Genomic DNA, 25,808 nt, shown 5'->3' on the forward strand with positions numbered 1-25,808 from the left:
ATATTTAACGTATTCAGTTTTAGTTTTACTTCGGAGAAGTATTCCCTAACGCTGGATTATCAATTGCATCTTTACACTGTGCCTTATCACGCTCGTAGTCAGTTTGTTTTTGGGTCGAAGCGGTTGGATTGTCTTTTACTTCTCTCGCCCAAGTATCCAAACTTGTTAAAGCCTTACGACATAAGGCATATTTCCCTTCCGTCACCGAATCAGTCATTTTGACGTTAATACGCCAATCTGTACTAAGCTGACGCAATGGTTTTCTTACTTTATCTTCGATTTCTGTTGTTTGTTTCTGATAAACAATTGGATCAATTTGATTGATTAAATCCCATGCTGCATTTGCATATGTTGTCGCATCATTACTCAATTTTGGTGCTGGTTTAATTTCAACCTTTTTTTCAGCTTCATTATTTGAGTTCCCGCATGCAGTCATTAGAACTGTACTGCATAGCATCAAAGCCACAAGATGAGTTTTTCTGTTCAACATATCTAACCAAATCGTCGATGAAACATTTGCCCATAATCCTAGTCAATTCAGTTGCAATACTCAATCATTGTTACCTTTTTATCATCGGTCTGATCAACCTGAGATTTATCAATTTTATGCTAAGGTTAGACTCATAATTGTCTTCAAAATAATTAAATCACTTGGAATCATATATTCATGTCACAAATCAAAATTTATGCATTGAGCAAAACGATTGATCAATACCGAAACTTACTTTCTGAAGCTATTCATGATGCCTTGGTCGAAAGCTTAAATTATCCAATTGAAAAGAGGTTTCAGCGCTTTATCCGTCTTGAAACAGATGACTTTATTTATCCTACAGATCGTAGTGATCACTACACCATTATTGAGATATCAATGTTCGAAGGTCGGACAATCGAAGCCAAGAAAAAACTGATCCAAACTCTATTTTCTAATATTTATCAACACTGTGGTATTTCAGCACAAGACATTGAAATTACAATATTTGAAACACCTAGAAGTAATTGGGGAATTCGAGGTCAAAATGCTAATGAACTTCTGCTGAATTACCAAGTCAATGTCTAATTCTGAAAAAACAGATTTAGATCATCTTTTTTGTCTAACAAAAACAACTTTTTTTGTATCACACAAGCTTAACTAAGCAACAAGTTCTGCTATGCTTAAACACAAATTACTCAGGATAGGATTATTCGCATGAGCGTCACTCTTGGAACTCCACTTCAATCTTCTGCATTTAAGGTTTTACTGTTAGGTTCTGGAGAGCTTGGGAAAGAAGTTGTTATTTCTTTACAACGCTTGGGTGTCGAAGTTCATGCAGCTGATCGCTATGATCACGCACCTGCAATGCAAGTAGCACATTATTCTTACACTTTGAATATGGCTAATCCTGTTGAATTAAAAAAACTCATCGAAGAAATCAAACCCAATTTAATTGTCCCTGAAATCGAAGCGATTGCGACTGAGGTTTTAGTCGAAATAGAACAGAGTCAAACGGCTACAATCATTCCATCTGCAAAAGCTGTCAACCTCACCATGAACCGTGAAGGTATCCGTCGCTTAGCCGCAGAAGAGTTAGGACTACCAACATCTGCTTACCGTTTTGCAAGTACTTTAGAAAGCTTCCGCGCGGCTTGTGATGATATTGGTTATCCAAATTTCGTTAAACCTGTTATGTCTTCATCAGGTAAAGGTCAATCTCGCGTAAAAAGCTTTGATGAAGTCGATGCTGCTTGGGATTATGCGATGCAAGGTGGCCGCGTAAATCAAGGGACTGTGATTATCGAGTCTCAGATTGACTTCGATTTTGAAATTACGCTTTTAACTGTTCGCGCTAAAAACCCTGAAACTGCCGAAATCGAAACCCATTACTGTGATCCGATTGGTCACCGTCAAGATGCGGGCGATTATGTTGAAAGTTGGCAACCTCAACCAATGACAGCTGCGGCTTTAGATGAAGCAAAACGTATTGCAAATAAAGTAACAACAGCTTTAGGCGGTTGCGGTATTTTTGGTGTAGAGTTATTTGTGAAAGGCGATAAAGTTTGGTTTAGCGAAGTCTCGCCTCGCCCACATGACACAGGCTTAGTGACTTTAGCTTCTCAATTCCAAAGCGAATTTGAACTACATGCGCGTGCAATTTTAGGTTTACCTGTAAATACAGAGCGCCATAGTGTTGCTGCAAGTGCAGTGATCTATGCAGGTGTAGATGCGAAAAATCTTAGCTTTACTGGCTTAAACCTTGCTTTGGCAAACCCGAATACAGATTTACGCTTATTTGGAAAACCAGAAGGCTTCAAACGCCGTCGTATGGGTGTTGCAACAGCGCGTGCTGAGAATACAGATTTAGCGCGTGAGTTGGCACAACATGCCGCTGACCAAGTGAGTGTTCAAACAAACGCTTAAACCACCTGAATCCTGAGCCACAATCAAGTGGTTTCAGGATAAAGAAAGACTTTGATAGAAGAACATTTTCATGATCAATACATCTCCGTTGTTGAACTACGTCACCAGTCATCATGATATTCAAGCCATTAATCAATGGCGAACAGAAGTAGAGAAACAATTACAAGAGAGTTATGAAAATGGACAACCTATCCGTGAAGTCATCAAAGCTCGATCAAACTCTATTGATGAAGCTCTGATTTTTTTATGGAATCACGCAGGTTTAGATCAAACTGAATTAGGCTTATTTGCTGTCGGCGGTTATGGCCGCCGTGAAATGCTGCCTTATTCAGATACCGACATTATGATTTTATCTGAAGATGAAATTAGTGAGGAGCAAGGCAAACTCATTTCTGCTTTTATTTCATCTCTTTGGGATGTTGGAAATTTTAAGCCGGGTACCAGTGTTCGTACCATTCAAAACTGTGTAGATCAAGCTGCAAATGATCTAACTGTTGCAACCACATTGATTGAAGCTCGTCTGATTACAGGTAATGAACAACTTGCTAAATGGCCACGTCGTATCGTTGCGCAAACATGGACGGATAAAACCTTCTATGATGCAAAAATGCAAGAGCAAGCAAAAAGATATGCGCAGCACAACAATACTGAAAGCAATTTAGAACCTGATATTAAAAATGCACCCGGCGGGATCCGAGATATTAATCAGATCGGTTGGATTGCTAAGCGCCATTTCCGTGTCAATCGTATCTATGACCTTGTACATCTCGGTTTTATTACTGAGTTTGAACTGGGAGTTCTCGAAGAAGCTGAAAGCTTTTTATGGGAAATTCGCACCCATTTGCATCGTTTAGCTAAGCGTGATGAAAATCGATTATTGTTTGAATATCAACGTGATATTGCTGCAAAATTTGGCTATGTGCGTGAAGAAGGTCAGCCTGTCAATTTCGCTGTTGAACAGTTCATGAAGCGTTATTATCGGACTGCTCAGCAAATTTCTACTTTAAACGAAATGCTACTCGCCTACTTCAATGAATCAGTGATTACGCCACGTTTGACCGATTATGAACGTGAAATTGAAGACATTAATGATCGTTTCAAAATTGTAGATGGCAAACTTGCTGTTCAACACCATAAGGTTTTCTCTGAAGAACCAAGTGCAATTTTAGAAATCTTTTATCTACTTGCAAATCGCCCAGAAATTACAGGTATTCGTGCCCGTACCTTACGCTTGTTGGTTTTAGCTGCAAAACGTATTGATCAACGTTTCCGTGACAATCCTGAACACCAAGCCTTGTTTATGTCGATTATTCGTTCTCCACATCGTTTGTACGACACCATGGTCGCGATGAAACGTTATGGTGTACTAGGCAATTATATTCCTGCTTTCGGGCAAATTATGGGATTGATGCAATATGATCTTTTCCATATTTATACCGTCGATGCACATACCCTGCTTTTACTGCGTAACCTCAGTCGTTTTAAAGAACCTGAGTTTGCTAAAGATTTCCCTGTCGTCAGTTCAGTGTTCCAACGTATTGCTCGACATGACATTGTTTATTTAGCAGCAATTTTCCATGATATTGCCAAAGGTCGTGGTGGTGATCACAGTGAACTCGGTGCAATTGATGCAATTGAATTCTGCCGCACGCACGGCTTTACTGAGCGTGAATGTAAACTCGTTGCATGGTTGATCAACAATCACTTGCTGATGTCACTTACTGCACAGAAAAAAGATATTTCCGACCCTGATGAAGTCAAAGAGTTCGCTGAAAAAGTCGGTGACATGGAGCATTTGGACTACTTGTACACATTGACTGTTGCAGATATTAATGCCACAAATCCTAAGCTTTGGAATACATGGCGTGCTTCATTGATGCGTCAACTCTACACCTATGCACGTGATGTCATTCGTTCTGGCTTAGGCCGTCCTGTTGATTATCAAATGCTCATTGAAGATACTAAATTCGCTGCCAGTGAATTGCTCGTAAATGATTTTTCATTAGCAGAAGTCGAAAAAGTTTGGCAAGAACTTGGTGATGAATATTTCGTAAAAGAATCTGCCAATGAAATTGCATGGCACACGCAAGCTATTTTACAACACGGTGATAATCCAGAGCCATTGGTCTTATTACGTGCACATCGAAATGCAGCACAAGATGCAGTGCAAATCTTTATCTACACGCGCGATCAAGCAAATCTCTTTGCAACAACCGTTGCTGTATTGGATCGCATGAATCTCGATGTTCAAGACGCAAAAATTATCACGGCAAGTACAGATTTCAGTTTAGATACTTACTTGGTACTCGATCGTTTCGGCACATTATTGACAGACCCTGAACGTGAACGCAAAGTTAAATCTGCACTGGTCGATGCATTGAGTCATTCAGATCAGTATCCAGGGATTATGCAACGTCGAATTCCTCGTCATTTACGTCATTTTGACATTCAAAATACAGTTGATATCGTACTTAACCCAGCCTTACAACAACATATGGTAGAAATTTCTACGCTCGATCAACCGGGTTTGTTAGCGCGTATTGGTGCGTTATTTATGTTGCAAGGTCTCGATATTCACTCAGCCAAAATTGCAACGTTGGGCGAGCGTGCGGAAGATATTTTCTTTGTCACCAAGAAAAATGGTGTACTGCTGAATGACGAAGAAGTTAAATTTTTTGCGGAAACCTTGAAAGCTGCTTTAGATGAAGCATCTAATCAAATTTGTAATCCATCTTAGAATCCTACTGAATCCTTCTTTTCAAAAGAAGGATTCTCCACACTTATCTTGGGTAATTGTTTAAATGAACTCCAGCTTGTCTCTATTGCATCCTTATCCATTTGAAAAGTTAAACCAACTTTTCAAAGATGTGCAACCTGCAAATCTGCCTTTGATTCCACTATCAATTGGTGAGCCAAAACATCCTGCGCCTGAGTTCGTTAAACAAGCGATTATTGCAAATTTTGCACATTTATCGACTTATCCAAATAGCAAAGGTTTACCTGAACTGCGTCAAAGTATTGCAAAATGGCTCACTCAGCGCTTCAAATTAAATCAAATTAGTGCAGAAGATCATATTTTGCCTGTTTCTGGTACACGCGAAGGTATTTTTTCTTTTGTTCAAGCATTAATTAAGCGCGAAGATGTACCTTATATCGTTATGCCAAATCCTTTCTATCAGATTTATGAAGGTGCGGCATTGCTCTCTGGCGCAAAACCTTACTTCATTAACTGTACAGAAGAAAATGGGTATCTAGGTGATTTTGATGCTGTTCCTGCTGAAGTTTGGGAAAAAACAGCATTATTATTTGTATGTACACCGGGCAATCCAACGGGTGCTGTTTTATCAAAAGAACAATTTAAAAAGCTGATTGCACTTTCAGATCAATACAACTTTGTAATTGCATCTGATGAATGCTATTCAGAGCTTTGGTTTGATCAAGCACCTATTGGTCTACTAGAAGTGTGCGCAGAAATAGGACGAGACGATTATAAAAACTGTATCGTATTCCACTCACTTTCTAAACGCTCAAATTTGCCGGGTATGCGTTCTGGTTTTGTTGCAGGTGATGCGGCTTTGTTAAAACCATATTTGCAATATCGTACTTATCATGGCGCGGCAATGCCTGTGCAGCATCAATTAGCATCTATTGCTGCTTGGGATGATGAAACACATGTTGAAGAAAATCGTAAGCAATACCGTACAAAGTTTGAGTTATTCCAATCTGAACTTGGACATTTACTTCGATTGCAAAAACCTGATGCGGGCTTCTACTATTGGCTGAAAGTGGATAATGACGAAACTTTTGCAAAATTACTCCTAGAAAAAGCCAATATTAAAGTTTTACCTGGGCGTTATTTATCTCGTGATACAGAACAAGGTAATCCGGGTGAAGGTCATGTCCGTATGGCATTGGTCGCAGATCTAGCGCAATGTGAAGAAGTTGTTAAACGCTTGAAAAATATTTTATAGCCTACTATTAAGAATCCACGTAACAACGTGGATTCTTTTATCACGGACTAACTCTGACCTACAATTAAAATCAATCCAATCATCACCATAAGCCCTCCTGAAATTCGACTAACAATTTTGACCGCATAAGGTCGGGTACTTAATAGTTTCTTTGCAGCAAACCCAACTAAAACGTAGACAATCGCACAACTAATTAAATGAATGACACCAAGTGACATGATTTGCGCAGTTGGAGATAAAGCCATTTGCGGATGAATAAATGGTGGTAATAAAGCAAAGAAAAGTAATAAAACTTTTGGATTTAAGCCACTAATTCCAACACCTTTAATCAACCATAATTTAGCAGAATCTAATGCAACATTTTGATCTGAATGATTTGAAATAACAGCAGGTTTAATCAATAAATTTATCCCCATCCACAACAAATAGCATGCACCTGCAATGGTCAGCCCTGTTAACAAAACAGGATAATGGCTGAGCAAAGCCCCCACTCCAGCAGCAACACAGAGAATGGCAATAAAATGCCCCAGCACCAAACCTATAACAGCAGTGACGATAAATTTACCCTTTATACCTGCCAAAATCGCATACGCCCAATCCGCCCCAGGTGTTAAGACAAATAAAATGGAAACACACCAGAAAGCAAGAACAACATTCATTTCCATAATTGCACCTAGAGCAGCAAAGCAAATTACTTTTGAAATCAGAATTTATTTTTCACCAAATGGTGAAGACTGGTTTGAGAGAATATGCTTTAATGATGGAAATGTTCTTTCAAATGTTTCTACATTTTAAAAGCTATAGGGTAAATTCTTCTATATGGATCGCACTGATAAGAAAATTCTTGCTGAACTTCAAGCCAATGGGCGATTATCTGTTACAGAACTCGCTGAAAGGGTTGGCTTAAGCCTATCCCCTTGTCACCGTCGAGTGAAGGCATTAGAAGAACTGGGAATTATTAAAGGCTATCATGCTGATCTGGATGCTTCGCAAATTGGCTTTAATTTTTCCGCGATTATTTTCGTGACGTTAAAAGATGGTGATAAGAAAGCCTTATCAAATTTTGAAGAGAAAGTCAGTGATATTGCTAATGTGATTCAAGCTCAACGCTTATTTGGCAATCCAGACTATTTATTACATGTCGTAGCTAAAGACTTAGCCAGCTTCCAAAAACTTTATGATGATAGCTTATCTGCACTGCCTAATGTTCAACGATTAACCTCAACTATTGTGATGAAAAATGTAGTGACCAATCGTTTGCTACCGCTCTAACTAAAACGGATGATGTGCATCTATTAATTTTTGCATCCATCCATCCGTGATTGACCATCTGTTGAAATCTTCGTCTATACTTAGCCATCAATATTAAGTTAACTATGGAAAGATGGCTTCTCAAACTCCTCAGAAAACTAAGAAAAAAGTTTGGTTTATATTAGCAATCATCATCGTAATTTTAATGATCGGTGTCGTGATTTGGCAAGTTAAGGCTGATAAAAATACAGCCAAAAACAAAGATCAAAACGATGGCAATTTATCGCCAAAGGCTGCATTAACAGTAACGGTAATTCAACCAGAAGTTCAGAACTGGAAGCAAACCTTTACAGCCAATGGAAATATCGCAGCTTGGCAAGAAGTTGTTATTAGTAGTGAGCTTTCGGGACAACGACTAACAAAAGTTAATGTCAATGTAGGCGATAAAGTTCGTCGTGGGCAAGTTCTAGCCGAAATCAATAGCGATACGATTCGAGCCGATTTAGCGGCTGCAAAAGCAAGCTATGCAGAAGCACAGGCAGTTTTAGCCGATGCAATTACCAATAATAAACGCATCCAGCAACTTAAAAATACAGGTGCGATTTCTGCACAAGAATCCACTCAATATCAAACCTCGCAAGCGACTGCTCAAGCTCGCCTTGATGCTGCAAAAGCACAAATAGAAAGTAATCAGCTTCGTTTAGCTCAAACTCAGATTGTCGCACCAGACAATGGTGTAATCTCCGCACGTACCGCTACTGTTGGATCACTTGCTCAAACAGGTCAAGAGCTATTCCGCCTGATCAGAGATCAGCGCTTGGAGTGGCGTGCTGAAGTCACTTCTGAAGATTTATACAAGTTAAAAGAAGGCATGAATGCTCGTGTCTTCTCTCCTGATCCAGCTCAACCAGCAGTTTCAGGTAAGGTGCGTATGATTGCTCCTGTGATTGATCCGCAGACTCGTTATGGCTTGGTTTATGTTGACCTACCAACAACACAAGCTGTTCGGATGGGCATGTTTGTAAAAGGCGAATTTGATTTAGGTCAAAAATCGGCGCTCACGATTCCGCAGACTGCGTTGCTGTTACGCGATGGCTTTTCTTATGTATTTATCGTCGATCAGCAAAACCGTGTCAGCCAACAGAAAGTTTCTGTTGGACGTCGCGTTGGTGATCGGGTCGAAATCTTAGATTTGGCAAATAGTAATGTCAAACTCGTTTCATCAGGTACAGGCTTCTTAACAGATGGTGATTTGGTGACGGTTGCTAAAGATATTCCTGAAACACCATTGACCAAACAGCTTGTAACCGAATAGGAGAATTAAAATGAATTTCTCCGCTTGGTCAATCCGAAATCCAATTCCTGGCATTCTGCTCTTCATTATGTTGGGATTGGCAGGTCTACTCTGTTTCCACTGGATGAAAATCCAACAGTTTCCTGATATTGAATTGCCGATGGTGACTGTCACGGCAGCACTTCCCGGTGCAGCACCACCACAACTTGAGACAGAAGTTGCCCGAAAAATAGAAAACTCAATAGCAACCTTACAAGGATTAAGAAATCAATACACTAAAATTCAAGATGGTGTAGTAACTGTCACAGCCGAATTTCAATTAGAGAAACCCTTACAAGAAGCCGTTGATGATGTGCGCAACGCTGTTTCACAAGTTCGCTCTGATCTTCCTGCTGATTTAAGAGATCCAATTGTTAGTAAAATTAATCTATCCGGCTCTCCTATTCTCACATATACCATCCAATCTCCGAAGATGGATGAAGAAGCCCTGTCATGGTTTGTAGACTATGATATCTCGCGTGCGATGCTTCAAGTTAAAGGTGTTGGAGCTGTTTCTCGCGTTGGCGGTGTTACCCGCCAAGTTGAAGTAGAACTTGATCCAGAAAAACTGTTAGCACTGAATGCAACGGCAACAGATATTACACGCCAACTTAGACTAACACAGCAAGATGCTTCTGGTGGTCAAACCAAGATTGGGGGGAGCGAACAATCCATTCGTACCATTGCAACGGTAAAAACTGCTGCTGAAATTAGTGCAATGGATATTGCACTAAGTGATGGGCGCCATATTCGATTAGATCAAGTTGCAAAAATTCATGATGGCATTGCTGAAAGACGCTCCGCAGCACTGTTAAATGGCAAACCTGTTATTGGTTTTGAAATTACTCGCAGTAAAGGTGCAAGTGAAGTCGATGTTGAAAAAGGCGTAATCGAAGCACTGGATCAACTCAAAGCCGCGCACCCTGATATAAAAATTACGGAAGCATTTAACTTCGTAAAACCTGTAGCTGATAACTACAAAGGCTCAATGTCACTGTTATATGAAGGTGCAATTTTAGCGATTTTAGTGGTTTGGTTATTCTTACGTGATTGGCGAGCAACAATTATTGCTGCAACCGCTCTACCACTTTCAATCCTACCTGCCATGATTGGTATGTATTACTTTGGATTTACACTAAATACCGTAACCCTACTTGCAATGTCCTTGGTTGTCGGCATCTTGGTTGATGATGCAATTGTTGAAATTGAAAATATCATTCGACATTTGAGGATGGGTAAAACACCTTATGAAGCAGCAATGGAAGCTGCTGATGAAATTGGTCTCGCTGTCATTGCAACGACATTCACCTTGATTGCAGTGTTCTTACCAACTGCATTTATGAGCGGTATAGCAGGTAAATTTTTTGTCCAGTTTGGCTGGACAGCTGCGCTTGCGATCTTTGCATCATTACTTGTTGCTCGTCTACTGACCCCAATGATGTCTGCATATATTCTCAAGCCTTGGGTGGGCAAAATAGACACAACTGAAGAAAATCAAGTTGCTTTAAATGACCAAGGAACAACTCGATTAGCCCATGATCGTTCTAAAGATGGACGTGTTATGCGTGGCTATATGAGTTTAGTGACGTGGTGTCTAAATCATCGTTGGGTTACCCTATTCGGTGCGATTGCCTTTTTTATTGGCTCAGTGATGCTGATTCCATTACTCCCAACAGGCTTTGTGCCACCGCCAGATACAGGTCAAACACAAGTCCGTCTTGAGCTAACACCAGGCTCACAATTTGCCGACACGTTAAAAACGGCGGAATATGCGCGTGATTTAATTAAAGATCATCCTGAAATAAAAAGCATTTACACTACGATTGGTGGTGGTGCGGCGGGAACTGATCCGTTTGCGGGTGGTGCATCAACAGAACCTCGTAAAGCAACGCTAACGATCCAAACCACAGAACGATCAGATCGAAGCGCAAGTTTACAAGATATTGAAAATGAAATACGTCAACGACTTGCCCCTGTGCCCGGAGCGCGTATTCAAGTTGGTTTAGCTGGAAATAATAGCCAATACCAACTTTCACTTTCAGGTGATGATCCTGAAACTTTAATTTCAACCGCACGTAAGTTAGAACGTGAATTACGCACGATTCCTAATATCGGTAGCATTACCTCAAGTGCTGCATTGATTCGACCTGAGTTGGTGATTCGACCTGATTTTGCGAAAGCCGCTGATTTAGGTGTTACGACTTATGACATTGCTGAAACTTTACGTATCGCGACGGCGGGAGATTTTGACCAAAACTTAGCAAAACTCAACCTCTCGCAACGCCAAGTTCCTATCGTAATCAAACTACCGTTACAAGCACGTCAAGATCAGGAACTCATGAAGCGGCTCATGGTTAAAGGAAGTCATGGCCCAATTATGCTCGGTACGATTGCGGAGGTGAATATTGAAAGTGGCCCTTCTCAAATTGATCGCTTCAATCGCTTGCGTAACATTAACTTCAACATTGAACTCAACAATCAACCTTTAGGTGATGTTGCTGCCAAAGTTGATCAATTGCCAACGATGAAAAATCTACCACCACCAGTAAAACGCACCAACATCGGTGATGCAGAAGTCATGCAAGAATTATTCTCAAGCTTTGGCTTGGCAATGTTAACTGGCGTACTCTGTATCTATGTCGTTTTAGTTCTTCTATTTAAAGACTTTTTACAGCCAATTACGATTTTGGTTGCATTGCCTTTATCACTCGGCGGTGCATTTGTTCTACTCCTTTTAGCAAAAAGTAGTTTCTCAATGCCAAGTCTAATTGGCCTGATTATGCTAATGGGTATCGCAAGTAAGAACTCGATTCTGCTCGTGGACTACGCGATTATTGCAAGAAAGGAAAAAGAATATTCGAGGATAAATGCCCTATTGGATGCCTGCCATAAGCGTGCACGTCCGATCATCATGACGACGCTAGCAATGGGGGCTGGCATGTTACCTATTGCACTTGGGATTGGTACAGACCCAAGTTTCCGTGCACCAATGGCAATCTCAGTTATAGGTGGATTAATTACCAGTACATTCTTATCTTTGCTGGTAATTCCTGTGGTATATACATTCATTGATGATATCAATCGAAAATTGCATGGTTTTAGAAAAACCAAGCAGCAACCGATTGAGTCATCGTAATTATTTACTTCAAAAAGACGGTTTAATCACCGTCTTTTTTATTTAGGAAAATACCAGCACCAACATGAAAAAGAGAAAGCTCGTACCAGCGAGATAGTACAAATGATGAATATGCTGATTTAACCATGATAAATAAATATTCGAACTCATGAGTTGCACAATACTTAGATTCCAAATCAGTACCAAAAGGACCATCCATGAACAAATCAAAAAGTTTTGAACAAAATTATATTGAGGATAAATCAAGATCACCAAAACGCTATAAAACATCAGATTTTTAGGATTTAATAAACTCGAAAGTAGTCCTAACAGAAAAGACTTGAATAGATTTTCATTCTGCTGAACAGAAGAAGTATTTTCCGATTGACCTCGAACAATCTGACTAAGGCGAGCCGATCGAAAGCATTGAACAGCAAGATATATAAAATAAAATGCCCCTAACCATTTCATCCCTATCAATAATTCAGTTTTTATTGCACCAATAATAAATAAACTGCAATAAATAACCACTAAAATAATGGCATTACCTAACGCAATACCAAAACAAGTCGCTCGTGCTGCAACTTTCTGACTTTGCAAAAGAGTTTTTAAAATTAAAAAGAAGTCTGCCCCAGGCATCAGTAATGCAATGAAATGCGTTACTGCAATGGTCAGAAAAAGCTCCATAGATCTACTCCTAAAAAATCAGGAGCTAGAGTAAAAAAGTGCTGAATTATGTTCTTGTATAAAATTGCGAGGATTACGCTTTTTTAGAATATTGCTTAGGAGTTACACCAGTCAGCATTTTAAAAACACGATGAAAATGACTCTGATCAACAAACTCAAGCTCATATGCAACTTGAGCAATATCAGCACCAACTTTCAATCGTTCACGCGCTTGATTGATCTTGTGATTCAGTTGATAGGCATGCGGTGTGAAACCAAAATAATGTTTAAATAAGCGAATCAACGCATAGCGGCTGATTTTCATTTTTTCAGCTAAATGCGTTAAAGATAAATTCTCAACATCTGACTGAAGATGGAGAATTAAATCTGGTAAATATTGCTGAAAATAACCAGAAGAACTTATGCTTTCCCACTCAAAATTCGGTATAAGAATATCGGTTAAAACCTGAATGAGAGATTGTTCTTTTTCGAATAGTGAAATTTTCTTATCAAACAAGATTTGATTTAATTCAGTAAAAGCTTCATAAACTTTAACATGATGAATAATCTTTGGTCTTAGTTTTGGAAAAGGTGTCATCTGCTGAGTACATGTTTTGCCAATTTCCATCTCTAACTCGTTTAACAGCCTCATTAACCATGCTGCATCAAGATGCATCATTTGGTAGCTCCATGCTTGATTGGAGAATGGATTACATGAGTGTTCAACATGTGCAGGAATAACAACGATACTTTTAGCTTTGATTATTTCATTTTTGCCAAAAGCACTTGAAAAACAACTTTGCCCCTCATCAACAGCACCAATTGAAAATGTGGGATGGCTGTGTGATTGATAACATATGCGACTTTGACATGCCCTACGTGTTTCAACATAAGGCATGGCTGAATGAGTCCAAAATTCAACAGTTGAGTCCAAACAGAAACCTCAATTAATTCTGGGATAGCAACATTTACTTTGATAATGCCTTTTCAATATCAGCTTCTAATGCTTCTGGTTTAGTTGTTGGTGCATAACGCTCTAAAACCTCACCATTGCGTCCAACTAAAAACTTAGTGAAATTCCACTTAATATTACGGCTACCTAAAATTCCCTTTGCCTCTCGTGTTAAATAACGAAAAATAACATGCGCCTCAGGCCCTTTTACATCCACTTTTGCGAACATTGGGAAATTCACCCCATAATTACGCTGGCAAAATGAACCGATCTCTTTATTTGTTCCCGGGTCTTGCCCCCCGAATTGATTGCAAGGAAAACCTAATACCTCTAAACCTTGAGATTTATATTTTTCATAGAGTTTCTCAAGCCCTGCAAATTGTGGTGTAAACCCACATTTACTTGCAGTATTTACAATCAGCATGACCTTGCCTTTATAATCAGCAAGTGCCTTTGTTTCTCCCTCTAACAATTCAGCTTCAAACTGATAAATGTTACTCATGGATAAGTTTCCTCGTCATTCTTTTCTTGTGTTTTAAGTTGTAATGATGCCGAATTCACGCAATAACGCAGTCCCGTCGGCTGTGGGCCATCCTCAAACACATGACCCAAATGTGCCTCGCAATCATGGCAGACAATTTCTGTTCTGACCATACCATGCGATAAATCTTCATGTTCATCTATTGCTGTGCCATCGATTGGTCTAAAAAAGCTTGGCCAACCACATCCACTGTCGTATTTCGTTTCTGATGTAAATAACTCAGCACCACAACAACGACATACATATATACCTTGTTGCTTACTGTTCCAATATTGTCCTGTAAATGCTGGTTCTGTGCCTTTTTGACGAGTAATTCGATATTCTTCTGCTGATAATTCTCTTTGCCACTCGCGATCCGTCTTATTTACTTTACCCATAACCTGCACCTTTTATTCTGTTGTTAAAGTTCAGGTTTTATATTTACGCCATTCAAAACAAAAACTCTAGTCTCAGATCGTACAATTTCTTATATTTTGAATGCTTAATATTAGATAGCAAATAGTAAGCAAATTTAAAAAACAAAAGTAAGCAAAATTTATTTACTTCATCTTTCAAGTAAGCAAAGATAGTGTTATTCTTGTTCAGCTCGGTTGTATAGGACAAAAAATGTCACAGAAAAAAAGTGTGGTTTTTAAAAATCTTTTACCAACCATCAGGCAATATCAACAATCAGGCTTTACCCATGAAAAGATTGTTGAATTACTGAGAGATCAACACAACCTGAATTTGGTTACAGTCGAAACCTTTAAGAGTTACTTATACCGATATGCAAAGGTGAGCCCTTCTATGTCTAAGAATACTGCTACATCCCATTCAGCTCAAACCACTAGAGAAATCAAAAAATCATCTAAACTTGAGCATGTTTGTTACGACATTCGTGGACCAGTATTGCGCGCCGCCAATGAAATGGAAGAGCAAGGGCATAAAATTATCAAGCTCAATATCGGCAACCCTGCTCCATTTGGTTTTGAAGCACCACAAGAAATTATTAATGACGTTGCTTTAAACCTGCCGAATGCAATTGGTTATACAGATTCAAAAGGTATCTTCCCTGCGCGTAAAGCGATTTGCCAGTATTATCAGCAAAAAGGCATTTTCGATATGCATGTCAATGATGTATACGTTGGCAATGGTGTATCTGAACTCATCGTGATGGCAATGCAAGGGTTGTTGGACGACGGTGATGAAATGCTCGTTCCAATGCCTGACTATCCATTATGGACAGCAGCAGTCAATCTTTCTGGTGGTACAGCAATTCATTATAAATGTGATGAAGAAAACTACTGGTATCCTGATATTGCGGATATGGAAAGTAAAATCACGCCAAATACTCGCGGTATTGTGGTTATCAACCCAAATAACCCAACTGGTGCTGTTTACCCACGGCATGTATTAGAACAAATCGTTGCTTTAGCAAAAAAACATGATTTGATTTTATTTGCAGATGAAATTTACGACAAAATCATTTATGACGGTATCGAGCATGTTGCTTTAGCAGCATTGGCTGGTGATCAGCTTTGCATCTCATTTAATGGTTTATCTAAAGCTTATCGTATAGCAGGTTATCGTGCGGGTTGGATGGCGATAACTGGTGACAAGAAACGTGCTGCTGACTATATTGAAGGTTTAGATATGTTGGCTTCAATGCGCCTTTGTGCCAACCATCAAGCACAATATGCAATTCAAACAGCTCTAGGTGGCTATCAGTCTATTAATGATTTGATTCGTCCAGGCGGTCGCCTCTATGAACAACGTAATATTGCTTGGGAAATGTTAAATGAAATTCCAGGTGTAAGCTGTGTAAAACCTGAAGGCGCAATGTACTGCTTCCCTCGACTTGATCCTGAGATTTATCCTGTAGAAGATGATGAGAAGTTAATGCTCGATTTATTAACTGCCGAAAAAGTCTTATTGGTTCAAGGTACTGGTTTTAACTGGCCAACACCAGATCACTTCCGCGTAGTATTCTTACCTGCGGAGAACGAATTACGTGAAGCAATTAACCGTCTAAGTCGTTTCTTATCAAAGATGCGTTAAACATAAAAAGAGGAAGCTTAAATGCTTCCTCTTTTTTTATAACTCTAAATCACTTTGGTTATTGCAACTCATCCCACTGATCTTCATATTGTTGAGAAATCTCTGTGTTCTTGGTCAAACCAAAGCCGCCTTTTCCAAACAATCTAGCGAGATCTAATAAGCAATCATTTTCACCTTGCTCAACCGCAAGCTCGTAATACGCAGCTGCTTTCTTATAGTTTTTTGCTACGCCTTTGCCCTCTTCATAAATATAAGCAATATTAGATGAGCCTAAACCATTCTCAGCTTCTGATGCTAAAGTAAATAATCTAAGTGCTTCTTTATAATCTTGTTTAATTCCACCTTTACCTTCTAAATAGTAAATACCTAAGTTATTGATAGCAGCAGGTTCGCCTTGTTTTACCGCCAAACGGTAATATGCAAGGGCTTTCTTCAAATCTTGTGGAACACCTTCAATACCATCATTATATAAATGACCAAGTTCTGCTTGAGCAATATCTAGTCCAGCATCCGCTGACTTTGTCATCCACTCCAAACCTTTTTTAGTATTTACAGTAACGCCGTCATCGCCATACAGGTAAAGGAAACCGAGATAGTATTGCGCATAGAGCTGACCTTTCTGAGCCGCTTGCGTATACCATTTCACAGCAGTCAGATTATCTTCCTTAACGCCTTCACCATAGTCATACATGTAGCCAACTGAGAAAAGCGCATCTGCATTGCCCTTTGCAGCCGCTTTTTTAAACCACTCTAAAGCTTTTTCAAAATCTTGATCAACGTCATAGCCATAGTAATAAGCATCCCCTAAATTATTTTGAGCGACCGCATCCCCTGATTTTGCTTGCTGTACTAACTCCTGACTAAATACAACGTCCTCAGCATGAGCAACCCCCCATAAACTGCTCATTAATAATATGGAAAGAGCGATATTCTTTAATTTCATTATGTGACTCACTTTGCTACATTTTTATACGAATACATTCTATCTACAAATCAATCTTAGTACATCATTATTTATAAACACTGAAAATTCATACGTTAAATTTTAACTTTTTTAAAATCATTTACGGCGAACTACGGTTTGCCAAAATATTAGGCATGTCATTTTGGGTTTGCGTGCTAAACTATGCGTTGGTTTGAAAACAGGATATTCCTTCTATGCAGTTTGTTCATCTCGGTATTCATACAGAATTTTCGATCACTGAATCGATTGTTCGCATACCAGATTTGGTCAAAGTTGCAGTCGCAGAAGAAATGCCTGCTTTGGCAATTACTGACCTATCGAACCTACATGCAGCAGTCAAATTTTATGGTGCTTGCCTCGGCAAAGGTATTAAACCGATTATGGGAAGTGTCATTCGCTTAAATGATGCTGAGCATAAAGCAACCCTATTAGCAATGAGCAATACTGGTTGGCGAAATCTCACAGAAATCGTTTCTCGTGGATTTATTGAAGGTCAGCAACTGAGTATTCCATGCATTCAAAAAGAATGGGTACTTGAGCAATCAGAAGATTTAATCATTCTTTTAGGCCAACACAGTGATGTTGGCCGAATGCTATGCTCATCAAATCCGCAAAAGGCAGAACCATTATTAGAAGCGTGGATTGAAAAATTTGGTAATCGTGTCTACCTCGCACTCACCCGTACCAATCGTAGTGGTGAAGAGGATTTTATTCAGCAAGCAGTAAAACTTGCAGCAAAATATCAAATTGGCGTCGTTGCGCATAATGACGTTCACTTTGTTGAACAAGATGACTTTGAAGCACATGAAGCACGTGTATGTATTGCTGATGGTTATGTATTAGGCGATGATAAACGACCTAAAAACTATAGTACTGAACAATATTTCAAAACAGCTGAGCAAATGTCTGAACTATTTTCAGATATTCCTAGTGCAATCGAAAACACCTATCAAATTGCAAAACGATGCAACGTTGAGTTACAGTTAGGTACTTATTTCTTACCAGACTTTCCTATTCCCGATGGTTATACCATCGATACTTATTTCGAACATTTATCCCGTGAAGGTCTGGAAGAACGCTTAAATCATCTTTATCCAATCGCTGAACGTGATGAAGACTGGGCTGACATTCGTAAGCCTTACGATGAACGAATTAAGTATGAAGTCGACATTATCTTGAAAATGGGCTTTCCTGGCTACTTCTTAATTGTCATGGACTTCATTCAGTGGGCAAAAAATAATGGTGTGCCTGTTGGACCGGGTCGTGGTTCTGGTGCAGGCTCTTTAGTTGCTTATAGCTTAAAAATTACCGACCTTGATCCACTTCGTTACGATCTACTCTTCGAACGTTTCTTGAATCCAGAACGTGTTTCGATGCCCGACTTCGATGTCGATTTCTGTATCGCAGGTCGTGACCGTGTTATTGAATATGTGGCACAAAACTATGGTCGTCAGGCTGTTTCACAGATTGCAACCTTTGGTACGATGGCCGCAAAAGGTGCGATTCGAGACGTTGCACGTGTCTTGGGTAAATCTTATGGTTTAGCAGATCGCATCTCGAAAATGGTTCCGACTAAACCGCTAGGAGTTGACTTAAAACAAGCCATTGAACTTGAACCTCAACTCAAAGATATTGTCACCAACCCTGCCAACCCAGACAATGATGATGCCAGTGAAATTTGGGAAATGGCACTCAAACTCGAAGGCATCACCCGTAATACAGGTAAGCATGCGGGTGGTGTGGTCATTGCGCCGGGTAAAATTACCGATTACTCTGCCGTGCTGTGTGATGCAGATGGTACTAACCGTGTTGCACAATACGATAAAGATGACGTTGAAGCTGCGGGTCTAGTTAAGTTCGACTTCTTGGGTTTGCGTAACTTAACTGTAATTGAAGATGCGGTTCAAAATATCAATAAGCGCATCAAATCCGAAGTACCACTCAATATTTCCAATGTACCTTTAGATGATAAAGATGCATACTTAGTCTTTGCTGAAGCCAATACAACCGCGGTATTCCAGTTTGAATCCGTCGGTATGAAAAAAATGCTGAAAGAAGCAAGGCCAAGCAAATTCGAAGAAATTATTGCATTCGTATCCTTATACCGTCCGGGTCCGATGGATCTAATCCCCGACTTCATCCATCGTATGCATGGTGGAGAGTTTGAATACCTACACCCTTTACTAGAAGGTGTTCTTGAACCTACTTACGGGATCATGGTTTACCAAGAGCAGGTAATGCAGGCAGCTCAGTTCTGCGCGGGTTACACGCTTGGTGGTGCGGATTTACTTCGTCGTGCAATGGGTAAGAAAAAACCTGAAGAAATGGTGAAACAACGCCAAATCTTTATTAAAGGTGCTGCTGAAAAAGAGATTGACGAAGCCACTGCCAACCATATTTTCGACTACATGGAAAAGTTTGCAGGTTATGGCTTTAACAAATCCCATGCCGCCGCGTATGCACTGGTTGCCTACCATACAGCTTGGTTAAAAGCGCATTATCCAGCTGAATTTATGGCTGCGGTGATGTCATCGGAAATGCAAAACACTGATAGTGTCGTGTTCTTGATTGATGACTGCCGTAATAACAAATTAGAAGTGCTTCCACCCTCTGTGAATATGTCGCTCTATCATTTCCATGCAAGTGATGAACAAACGATTGTTTATGGTTTAGGCGCGATCAAAGGCGTTGGTGAGCAAGCTATGCAATCTGTGATTGATTCACGGATTAATGACGGACCTTATAAAGATCTATTTGATTTCTGCCATCGTATTGACCTTAAAAAAATCAATAAACGTACCCTTGAAGCACTTATTCGAGCAGGTGCATTGGATTGTCTTGGTATCGAACGCTCAAGTTTAATGGCGCAACTTCCTGAAGCTGTTCAAGCAGCTGAACAAGCACGGAGCAATCGTGAAACAGGTATCATGGACCTGTTTGGTGAAGTTGAAGAAGTCCAACGTAAACCTGCTAAACCCGTAAAACCATGGTCAGACGAAGTTCGCTTAAAAGGTGAAAAAGATACACTCGGTTTGTATTTAACAGGTCATCCAATTGATGTTTATCGTTCTGAATTAAAATCATTTATTCCTGCAAAACTCAATGAAGTCACACCGACACGCCGAGGTGTAACGACAGTATTTGCTGGTTTAGTACTAGATGTCGCAAACTTCCCAAATCGCATCATGATCACGCTTGATGATGGTACAGCGCGTATTGAAGTCAGTTGTAATCATGAACGCTTCCAACGTTACAAAGATATTGTTCGCTTAGAGCAGGTTGTGGTCATTGAAGGTGAAATCTACGAGCGTGAAGGCTTTGATCGCCCGATGGCTAGATTAAGCAAAGCCTTTAACTTAAATGAAATTCGCCAAAAGCGTGCGCAAAGCATTCAAATTCGTTTGCCAAATGATTTAATGACCAAGACATTAGCCAAAGATTTACAAAATATGCTGCTACCTTATTGCAATGTCGATATGTGCCAACATATCGGCATACATATACAAGTAGAGCAAAGTTTTGCAACGGCTGAATTACATCTAGGCCCTCAATGGAAAGTTGCACCACTAGATGAATTACTGGGTAAATTACGTGATTATTTTGGTAAAGAAGCAATTCACATCGAATACCAAGTCAAATCAAAAGCGGCTAAAGCGGTTGAAACACCCAAAGTCAGTGTTGTTGCCCCACCGCCTGCAAATATGTCAATGGATGAAGCTTTAGATCTTTATCAAGCCGAAGTCTCTCAATACTCTTAATTTTGGATAATATATGAATCAGTTTGACCAAAATAATGTGTCCAAACATTTGGAGCATGTGCGTATTGTGATGGTCAATACGACACTTCCTGCAAATATTGGTAGTGCATTACGTGCGATGAAAACGATGGGTTTATCAAACCTTGTTCTCGTTGCACCGAAAACTTATCCGCATCCAGACATTGATGCACTTGCTGCTGGTGCCCAAGATCTGATCGAAAAAATTGAGATCGTTGAGACTTTAGAGCAAGCCATCCAAGACTGCCACATTGTTTTTGGTACAAGTGCCCGCAGTCGTACCATTCCTTGGCCTTTATTGGACGTGCGCCCTGCTGCAACAGAAGCATTACAAGCTGCAAGTAAAGATCAAAATATTGCAATTGTGTTTGGTCGCGAAGATCGTGGACTGACCAATGAAGAACTCGCATTGGCAAACTATCATTTAACTATTCCAGTGAATCCTGAATATGGTGTATTAAACGTTGCACAAGCAATTCAAGTGGTTTGCTACGAATTGCGTATGGCAGCTTTAGAACAAAATCAATCTAATACTGAGATTCCAAATGACCACATGCAGCTTAAACAACAGCAAAGCATGGAATGGGATGAACCTCTAGTCACCCAACAACAGATGGAAGAATTTTACCCACATCTTGAGAAGATGTTGACTGATATCGAGTTTCTAGATCCAAATAACCCGCGCTTACTCCCTTTACGTTTGCGTCGTTTATTTGGCAGAATACAATTAGATCGTATGGAATATCATTTACTACGTGGTATTTTCAGTCGTGCACAAGCATTAGCCAACGGCTCATGGAAAAAAACTAACAAGGAGGATCATTCTCATGATTAAACAGCTTAAAGAAGATATCGAAGCTGTATTTGCGCGTGATCCTGCTGCTCGAAATACACTTGAAGTTTTAACAACCTATCCAGGAATTCATGCGCTGATTATGCATCGTATGGCACATGAGCTCTGGAAAAAAGAATATAAAGGTACGGCACGTTTACTTTCCTCTTTTAGCCGATTTGCAACAGGTATCGAAATCCATCCCGGTGCAAAAATTGGAAAACGTTTCTTCATTGACCACGGCATGGGTGTCGTCATTGGTGAAACTGCTGAAATTGGTGATGACGTAACGCTTTATCATGGTGTGACGCTGGGTGGTACAACATGGAATAAAGGCAAACGACATCCAACACTTGAAGATGGCGTGGTTGTAGGCGCTGGTGCGAAAATACTAGGACCATTTACAGTGCATAAAGGTGCAAAAGTTGGTTCAAATGCTGTCGTTACCAAAGAAGTCCCTGAAGGTGTAACTGCTGTTGGTAGTCCTGCACGTTATATTTTCAAAGAGCAAGCAACAACTGAACAAACAGAACAAGAGGCACGCCGCCGTGATTATGCAGCGACTATTGGCTTTGAACCTTATGCCACTACACAAGACCAATCTGATCCAATTTTGGAAGGTATTCGTGTTTTACTCGATCGTATGCAACAAAATGAGAAGCGCATGACAACACTCTGCCAACGTCTTTCTTTGCTTGACCCAACCTTTAAAGGGCAAAGCTCAAAAACTCAACCATTTAGTAAAGAAGAACTCAAAATCATTGATGAACTACGTCGTGAATGTGAGGCACAGAGTAAAACTTCAGCAACATAATACAATTTATAAAAAATGTAACATGCTTCTCATTGCAAGTTGGTTTTGCTTTTCCTAGACTGGTGAAACCAACGATCTACCTCTCATTTAACTAAAATTAATGGATGTAAAGCATGAATTTTAAGCCTTTGGCACTACTTGTACTTTCAACTTCTGTTTTGACGGCATGTGGTATCGCTCCCACTAAAAAGGACAAGGCAACCGAACCGTTCATTTTTAAAGAACCAGAACCTACTGCACCATTTTATGCTTTAAATCCAACCAACTATGATGCGCCTCCAAGTTTTGAAGTTGCACTCAAAGATGCCTCTGCACAACCTGTAACAAAAATGGTAGTTTCTCTACAAAACGATCCATCAAAATCTGCAACTTTAGATATCAATAAACTCATAGTACCAACGATTGACAGCAAAGAACGCAACATGAAATATGCCGTTCTCGCGGGTGATAATGAAGTTGATGTCACTGAAATCGATGATTTCTTACAACTTGTTGAAGGTAAAGCTCGTCATTATCCACCTCGCTTCCCTGATCGCCAAGAGCGCAAAGGCTACGAAGTAAAATTGAAAGAAATCACTCAAAAGCTTGATGCTTTAGCGGAAAAGCCAAATGCTTCTCTGGATGTTCTCACACGTGCATTTAAAGCGAGCGTTATGGCGCGTAATTTAGACTTAGGTACTTCATACACATCGAAGTCTTTGAATTACGCACAACGTATTTTAGCGATCAAACCAAATGATCCTGAAACAAATTTCTGGTTTGGTTTCGGTCTATCTGAAGGCGGTGGTCAACGTGAAGCCATTCCTTACTTAGACAAAGCAATTAAAGGTGGTGTTCAAGAAGCTTACCTTTCTGCTGCAAATAACTATTTATGGTTAGAGCAAAAGAAAAATGCAATTCAAACGTTAAAGAACTACAAGATCAATTACCCTGATGAAGCAGAAGTAACCGACCGTTTAATCAAAGAAGTTGAATCTGGTAAACGCTGGAACGTTTGGCAAGTTCTGAACTAATTTGCATCCTTTTTTGTAAAAATAGACCGTTTTTTCACGGTCTATTTTTTTATGTACATTGAAAAAGCGATTAAATTTCGTATGATAACCATAATCTTTGTGCATATTTATAGAATTCTAATGCCTGCATTCAAGCCAAATTATCGTCTCTTCGCCCTCACGATACTGAGCACAATCGTAATGAGTGGTTGCCAAGTTGTTAGTCTCAAACAACAGGCATTAAATGTCACAATCGCCAACGAACGTAACAGTATCTTAACTCAGAAAAAACTGAGTGAAGCCAGCCTGAATGTTCTTTCGATGTCTGGTAAAGAATCAAAAGTCTGTATGCAGAATCCAGATCAATGTATTGCTGATCTACATAAGATTCCAGAAATTATTGATGAGCAATTGCTCTCTACAGCGAGTGAGTTGTATCTTGCTAAATCTAAGCTTCTTTCTGAATCTTCGGAATGTAAAATTAGCAAATTAAGTAAGCATAAGTCTGATGATGAACAAAAGATTATTCAGCAAAACTATGAAAAATGTATTGATCAAGAACTAGAAGCTTTAGATAAAAGTCTGCGCTATAGCTATGCTTATCTATTTAAAACCTCGCGCCAACCGCAAGAACGAATTTTTGATAACCGACAAGTTCAGATTAGAGATTTCTATAACCAAGCCCTTACACAGCTGGTAAATGTCTATAATGTGAGAACACCCTCTCAAGATATTGCACCAACCTTAAAAATTGGTAAAAGTACCTACACCATTGATATACAAGCTTATCAACGACTGCAAAATATGAAATTAGAGAAGTTTATCTCTAGTTATAATATGAACTTTTCTGGTTTACGTGCGATCAATCGTCGAGATGGTTTTGGTTCAGATTTCGTTGCGGTATTTCCAGCGAGTGACCCATCAAAATTAGAAAATAAATACATTCTTGACCCTCTCACCTATCATTATCCGAAAGGGATCAATCCAAATATTCACAAAGCCCGCTATTTAGCAGCAACCATTATTGCGCAACCGAAAAAGAGAACTGCAACAGTTGACGATGTTTTAAATAGTCCCAATTTCGAAATTAAAGTTTATGATCCCTACAGTGTAGATAAAGTTGATATTGCTGGAAAAACATACTCTCTCGCTGCAAATTTCTCAGCACCCTATGGACTTTGGCTTGCAGAAAATAACTTAGGTGCTGCGGCCTATTTAACCTTGATTGATCGTGATCAACGTTTAACTATGCCTCATTTATATATGCTCGAACCGTATAATCCGAATAAAAAAGTGATTGTATTGGTACATGGTTTGGCCAGTAGCCCTGAAGCATGGATTGCTGTGACCAATGACATCATGGGTGATCCAGTTTTACGTGAGCACTACCAAGTTTGGCAGATTTTTTATTCTACCAATATGCCAATTTTAGAGAGTCGCTTTCAAATTTATGCATTACTCAAACAAGCTTTTGCATCACTAAATCCAAAAGATCCAGCAGCTAAAGATTCTGTGCTTATTGGACATAGTATGGGCGGAATCATCAGCCGATTGCTGGTTAGTGATGCAGACATATCAAAACAAGCACTCGCAATGATGAGCAATCGTCAGCAAACACGTTTAAGAAAACATCCTGTGATTGGTGAACGCTTGAAAATGGAACCAATTACAAACTTTGATCGTGCGATTTTCCTCGCTGCACCGCATCGTGGTACAGACTATGCCGATCGATGGTTTACCTTAGCAGCACGTAAAATTATTAAACTTCCTGCAACTTTCTTAACTACGTTAGCAGATACATTAACCAGTGATGATGTTGATCTAAAAGATTTCGTGAAAACACTCACTAATGATGTCATTCAAAATGGACCAAGTGATCTCAGTAAAAAATCTAAATTTATGGAGCTTACCGCTGATATTCCACCGGAAAAAGGCTTGGTGTTCCACTCTATCATGGGCAACATTACCAAAAGTGATGATCCAAATGTGATCACAGATGGAATTGTGACTTATAAAAGCGCTCATTTAGATGGTGCTGTTTCAGAAAAATACTTCCAGGTGGACATTCAATTCAAGAAACACCAGCTGCAGTTTTAGAATTGCGTCGTATTTTACGCCAACACTTGGTTGATCATGGTTTGTATAAACCAAAAATTAAGTATAAAAAAG

At 39.6% G+C, this 25,808-nt stretch carries 19 protein-coding genes and 1 pseudogene; 13 read left to right on the top strand and 7 right to left on the bottom strand.

The window, feature by feature from the left end; genetic code table 11:
- Positions 1–25: 25 nt before the first annotated feature.
- Entirely contained in the window at positions 26–490 is a 465-nt protein-coding gene (locus ACT4_RS14890; RefSeq protein WP_034605272.1) for a hypothetical protein, read from the bottom strand.
- A gap of 177 nt (positions 491–667) precedes the next feature.
- Between ACT4_RS14890 and ACT4_RS14895 the strand changes: the two genes are divergently transcribed.
- The 4 genes from ACT4_RS14895 to dapC all read left to right on the top strand — a co-directional run bounded on the left by ACT4_RS14895 (position 668) and on the right by dapC (position 6,366).
- Complete coding sequence (locus ACT4_RS14895; RefSeq protein WP_004878852.1) at positions 668–1,057, top strand: tautomerase family protein; 390 nt, start codon at positions 668–670, stop codon at positions 1,055–1,057.
- A 120-nt stretch (positions 1,058–1,177) separates the two neighbouring features.
- Positions 1,178–2,395 carry a formate-dependent phosphoribosylglycinamide formyltransferase gene (gene purT / locus ACT4_RS14900; RefSeq protein WP_171054833.1) on the top strand — a complete coding sequence of 406 codons (1,218 nt, stop codon included), beginning with the start codon at positions 1,178–1,180 and terminating at the stop codon, positions 2,393–2,395.
- Positions 2,396–2,465: 70 nt separating this feature from the next.
- The gene (gene glnD / locus ACT4_RS14905; RefSeq protein ID WP_007483522.1) at positions 2,466–5,132 is read left to right on the top strand and encodes a [protein-PII] uridylyltransferase; all 2,667 of its coding nucleotides are present in this window, start codon (positions 2,466–2,468) and stop codon (positions 5,130–5,132) included.
- A gap of 64 nt (positions 5,133–5,196) precedes the next feature.
- Positions 5,197–6,366, top strand: coding sequence for a succinyldiaminopimelate transaminase (gene dapC / locus ACT4_RS14910; RefSeq protein ID WP_007483523.1), 1,170 nt, complete (start codon positions 5,197–5,199; stop codon positions 6,364–6,366).
- Positions 6,367–6,413: 47 nt separating this feature from the next.
- Here the strand turns inward: dapC and ACT4_RS14915 are convergent, their stop codons facing one another.
- A complete protein-coding gene (locus tag ACT4_RS14915) occupies positions 6,414–7,031 on the bottom strand; it encodes a LysE family translocator (protein ID WP_007483525.1) in 618 nt (205 codons plus the stop codon).
- Positions 7,032–7,185: 154 nt separating this feature from the next.
- Here ACT4_RS14915 and ACT4_RS14920 point away from each other — a divergent pair, with 154 nt between their 5' ends.
- The 3 genes from ACT4_RS14920 (at position 7,186) to ACT4_RS14930 (ending at position 12,086) form a co-directional block, all read left to right on the top strand.
- On the top strand, positions 7,186–7,638 hold the full coding sequence (locus ACT4_RS14920; protein WP_004878842.1) for an Lrp/AsnC family transcriptional regulator: 453 nt from the start codon (positions 7,186–7,188) through the stop codon (positions 7,636–7,638).
- A gap of 112 nt (positions 7,639–7,750) precedes the next feature.
- Entirely contained in the window at positions 7,751–8,932 is a 1,182-nt protein-coding gene (locus ACT4_RS14925; RefSeq protein ID WP_007483527.1) for an efflux RND transporter periplasmic adaptor subunit, read from the top strand.
- Positions 8,933–8,942: 10 nt separating this feature from the next.
- Positions 8,943–12,086, top strand: coding sequence for an efflux RND transporter permease subunit (locus tag ACT4_RS14930; RefSeq protein WP_007483529.1), 3,144 nt, complete (start codon positions 8,943–8,945; stop codon positions 12,084–12,086).
- A 42-nt stretch (positions 12,087–12,128) separates the two neighbouring features.
- Here the strand turns inward: ACT4_RS14930 and ACT4_RS14935 are convergent, their stop codons facing one another.
- The 4 genes from ACT4_RS14935 to msrB all read right to left on the bottom strand — a co-directional run bounded on the left by ACT4_RS14935 (position 12,129) and on the right by msrB (position 14,601).
- Positions 12,129–12,752 (bottom strand): LysE family translocator, encoded by a 624-nt coding sequence (locus ACT4_RS14935; RefSeq protein ID WP_007483531.1) that lies wholly within the window; start codon positions 12,750–12,752, stop codon positions 12,129–12,131.
- Positions 12,753–12,825: 73 nt separating this feature from the next.
- The gene (locus ACT4_RS14940) at positions 12,826–13,665 is read right to left on the bottom strand and encodes an AraC family transcriptional regulator (protein ID WP_201786696.1); all 840 of its coding nucleotides are present in this window, start codon (positions 13,663–13,665) and stop codon (positions 12,826–12,828) included.
- 34 nt (positions 13,666–13,699) lie between these two features.
- The gene (locus tag ACT4_RS14945; protein WP_007483534.1) at positions 13,700–14,185 is read right to left on the bottom strand and encodes a glutathione peroxidase; all 486 of its coding nucleotides are present in this window, start codon (positions 14,183–14,185) and stop codon (positions 13,700–13,702) included.
- Positions 14,182–14,601: a peptide-methionine (R)-S-oxide reductase MsrB gene (gene msrB, locus ACT4_RS14950; RefSeq protein ID WP_004878830.1), complete on the bottom strand. Its 420-nt coding sequence runs from the start codon at positions 14,599–14,601 to the stop codon at positions 14,182–14,184. Before msrB ends, ACT4_RS14945 begins: the two co-directional genes overlap by 4 nt.
- 229 nt (positions 14,602–14,830) lie before the next feature.
- Between msrB and ACT4_RS14955 the strand changes: the two genes are divergently transcribed.
- A complete protein-coding gene (locus tag ACT4_RS14955) occupies positions 14,831–16,261 on the top strand; it encodes a pyridoxal phosphate-dependent aminotransferase (RefSeq protein ID WP_004878829.1) in 1,431 nt (476 codons plus the stop codon).
- Between the two features lie 58 nt (positions 16,262–16,319).
- On the opposite strand, the gene ACT4_RS14960 is transcribed toward ACT4_RS14955, so the two are convergent.
- Positions 16,320–17,204, bottom strand: coding sequence for a tetratricopeptide repeat protein (locus ACT4_RS14960; protein ID WP_007483537.1), 885 nt, complete (start codon positions 17,202–17,204; stop codon positions 16,320–16,322).
- A 215-nt stretch (positions 17,205–17,419) separates the two neighbouring features.
- Here ACT4_RS14960 and dnaE point away from each other — a divergent pair, with 215 nt between their 5' ends.
- From dnaE to ACT4_RS14985, 5 genes and pseudogenes are all read left to right on the top strand, one after another.
- Positions 17,420–20,983: a DNA polymerase III subunit alpha gene (dnaE, locus tag ACT4_RS14965; protein WP_007483539.1), complete on the top strand. Its 3,564-nt coding sequence runs from the start codon at positions 17,420–17,422 to the stop codon at positions 20,981–20,983.
- Between the two features lie 13 nt (positions 20,984–20,996).
- On the top strand, positions 20,997–21,836 hold the full coding sequence (locus ACT4_RS14970; protein WP_007483540.1) for an RNA methyltransferase: 840 nt from the start codon (positions 20,997–20,999) through the stop codon (positions 21,834–21,836).
- Positions 21,829–22,647, top strand: a complete 819-nt coding sequence (cysE, locus tag ACT4_RS14975; RefSeq protein ID WP_004878820.1) for a serine O-acetyltransferase — start codon at positions 21,829–21,831, stop codon at positions 22,645–22,647. Before ACT4_RS14970 ends, cysE begins: the two co-directional genes overlap by 8 nt.
- Positions 22,648–22,760: 113 nt before the next feature.
- Positions 22,761–23,660: an ABUW_2363 family tetratricopeptide repeat lipoprotein gene (locus ACT4_RS14980; RefSeq protein ID WP_007483543.1), complete on the top strand. Its 900-nt coding sequence runs from the start codon at positions 22,761–22,763 to the stop codon at positions 23,658–23,660.
- Between the two features lie 120 nt (positions 23,661–23,780).
- A pseudogene (locus ACT4_RS14985) lies at positions 23,781–25,808 on the top strand (esterase/lipase family protein); the annotation flags it as partial.

The sequence above is a fragment of the Acinetobacter sp. NBRC 100985 genome (assembly GCF_000241225.1).
Taxonomy (GTDB): Bacteria; Pseudomonadota; Gammaproteobacteria; order Pseudomonadales; family Moraxellaceae; genus Acinetobacter; species Acinetobacter venetianus.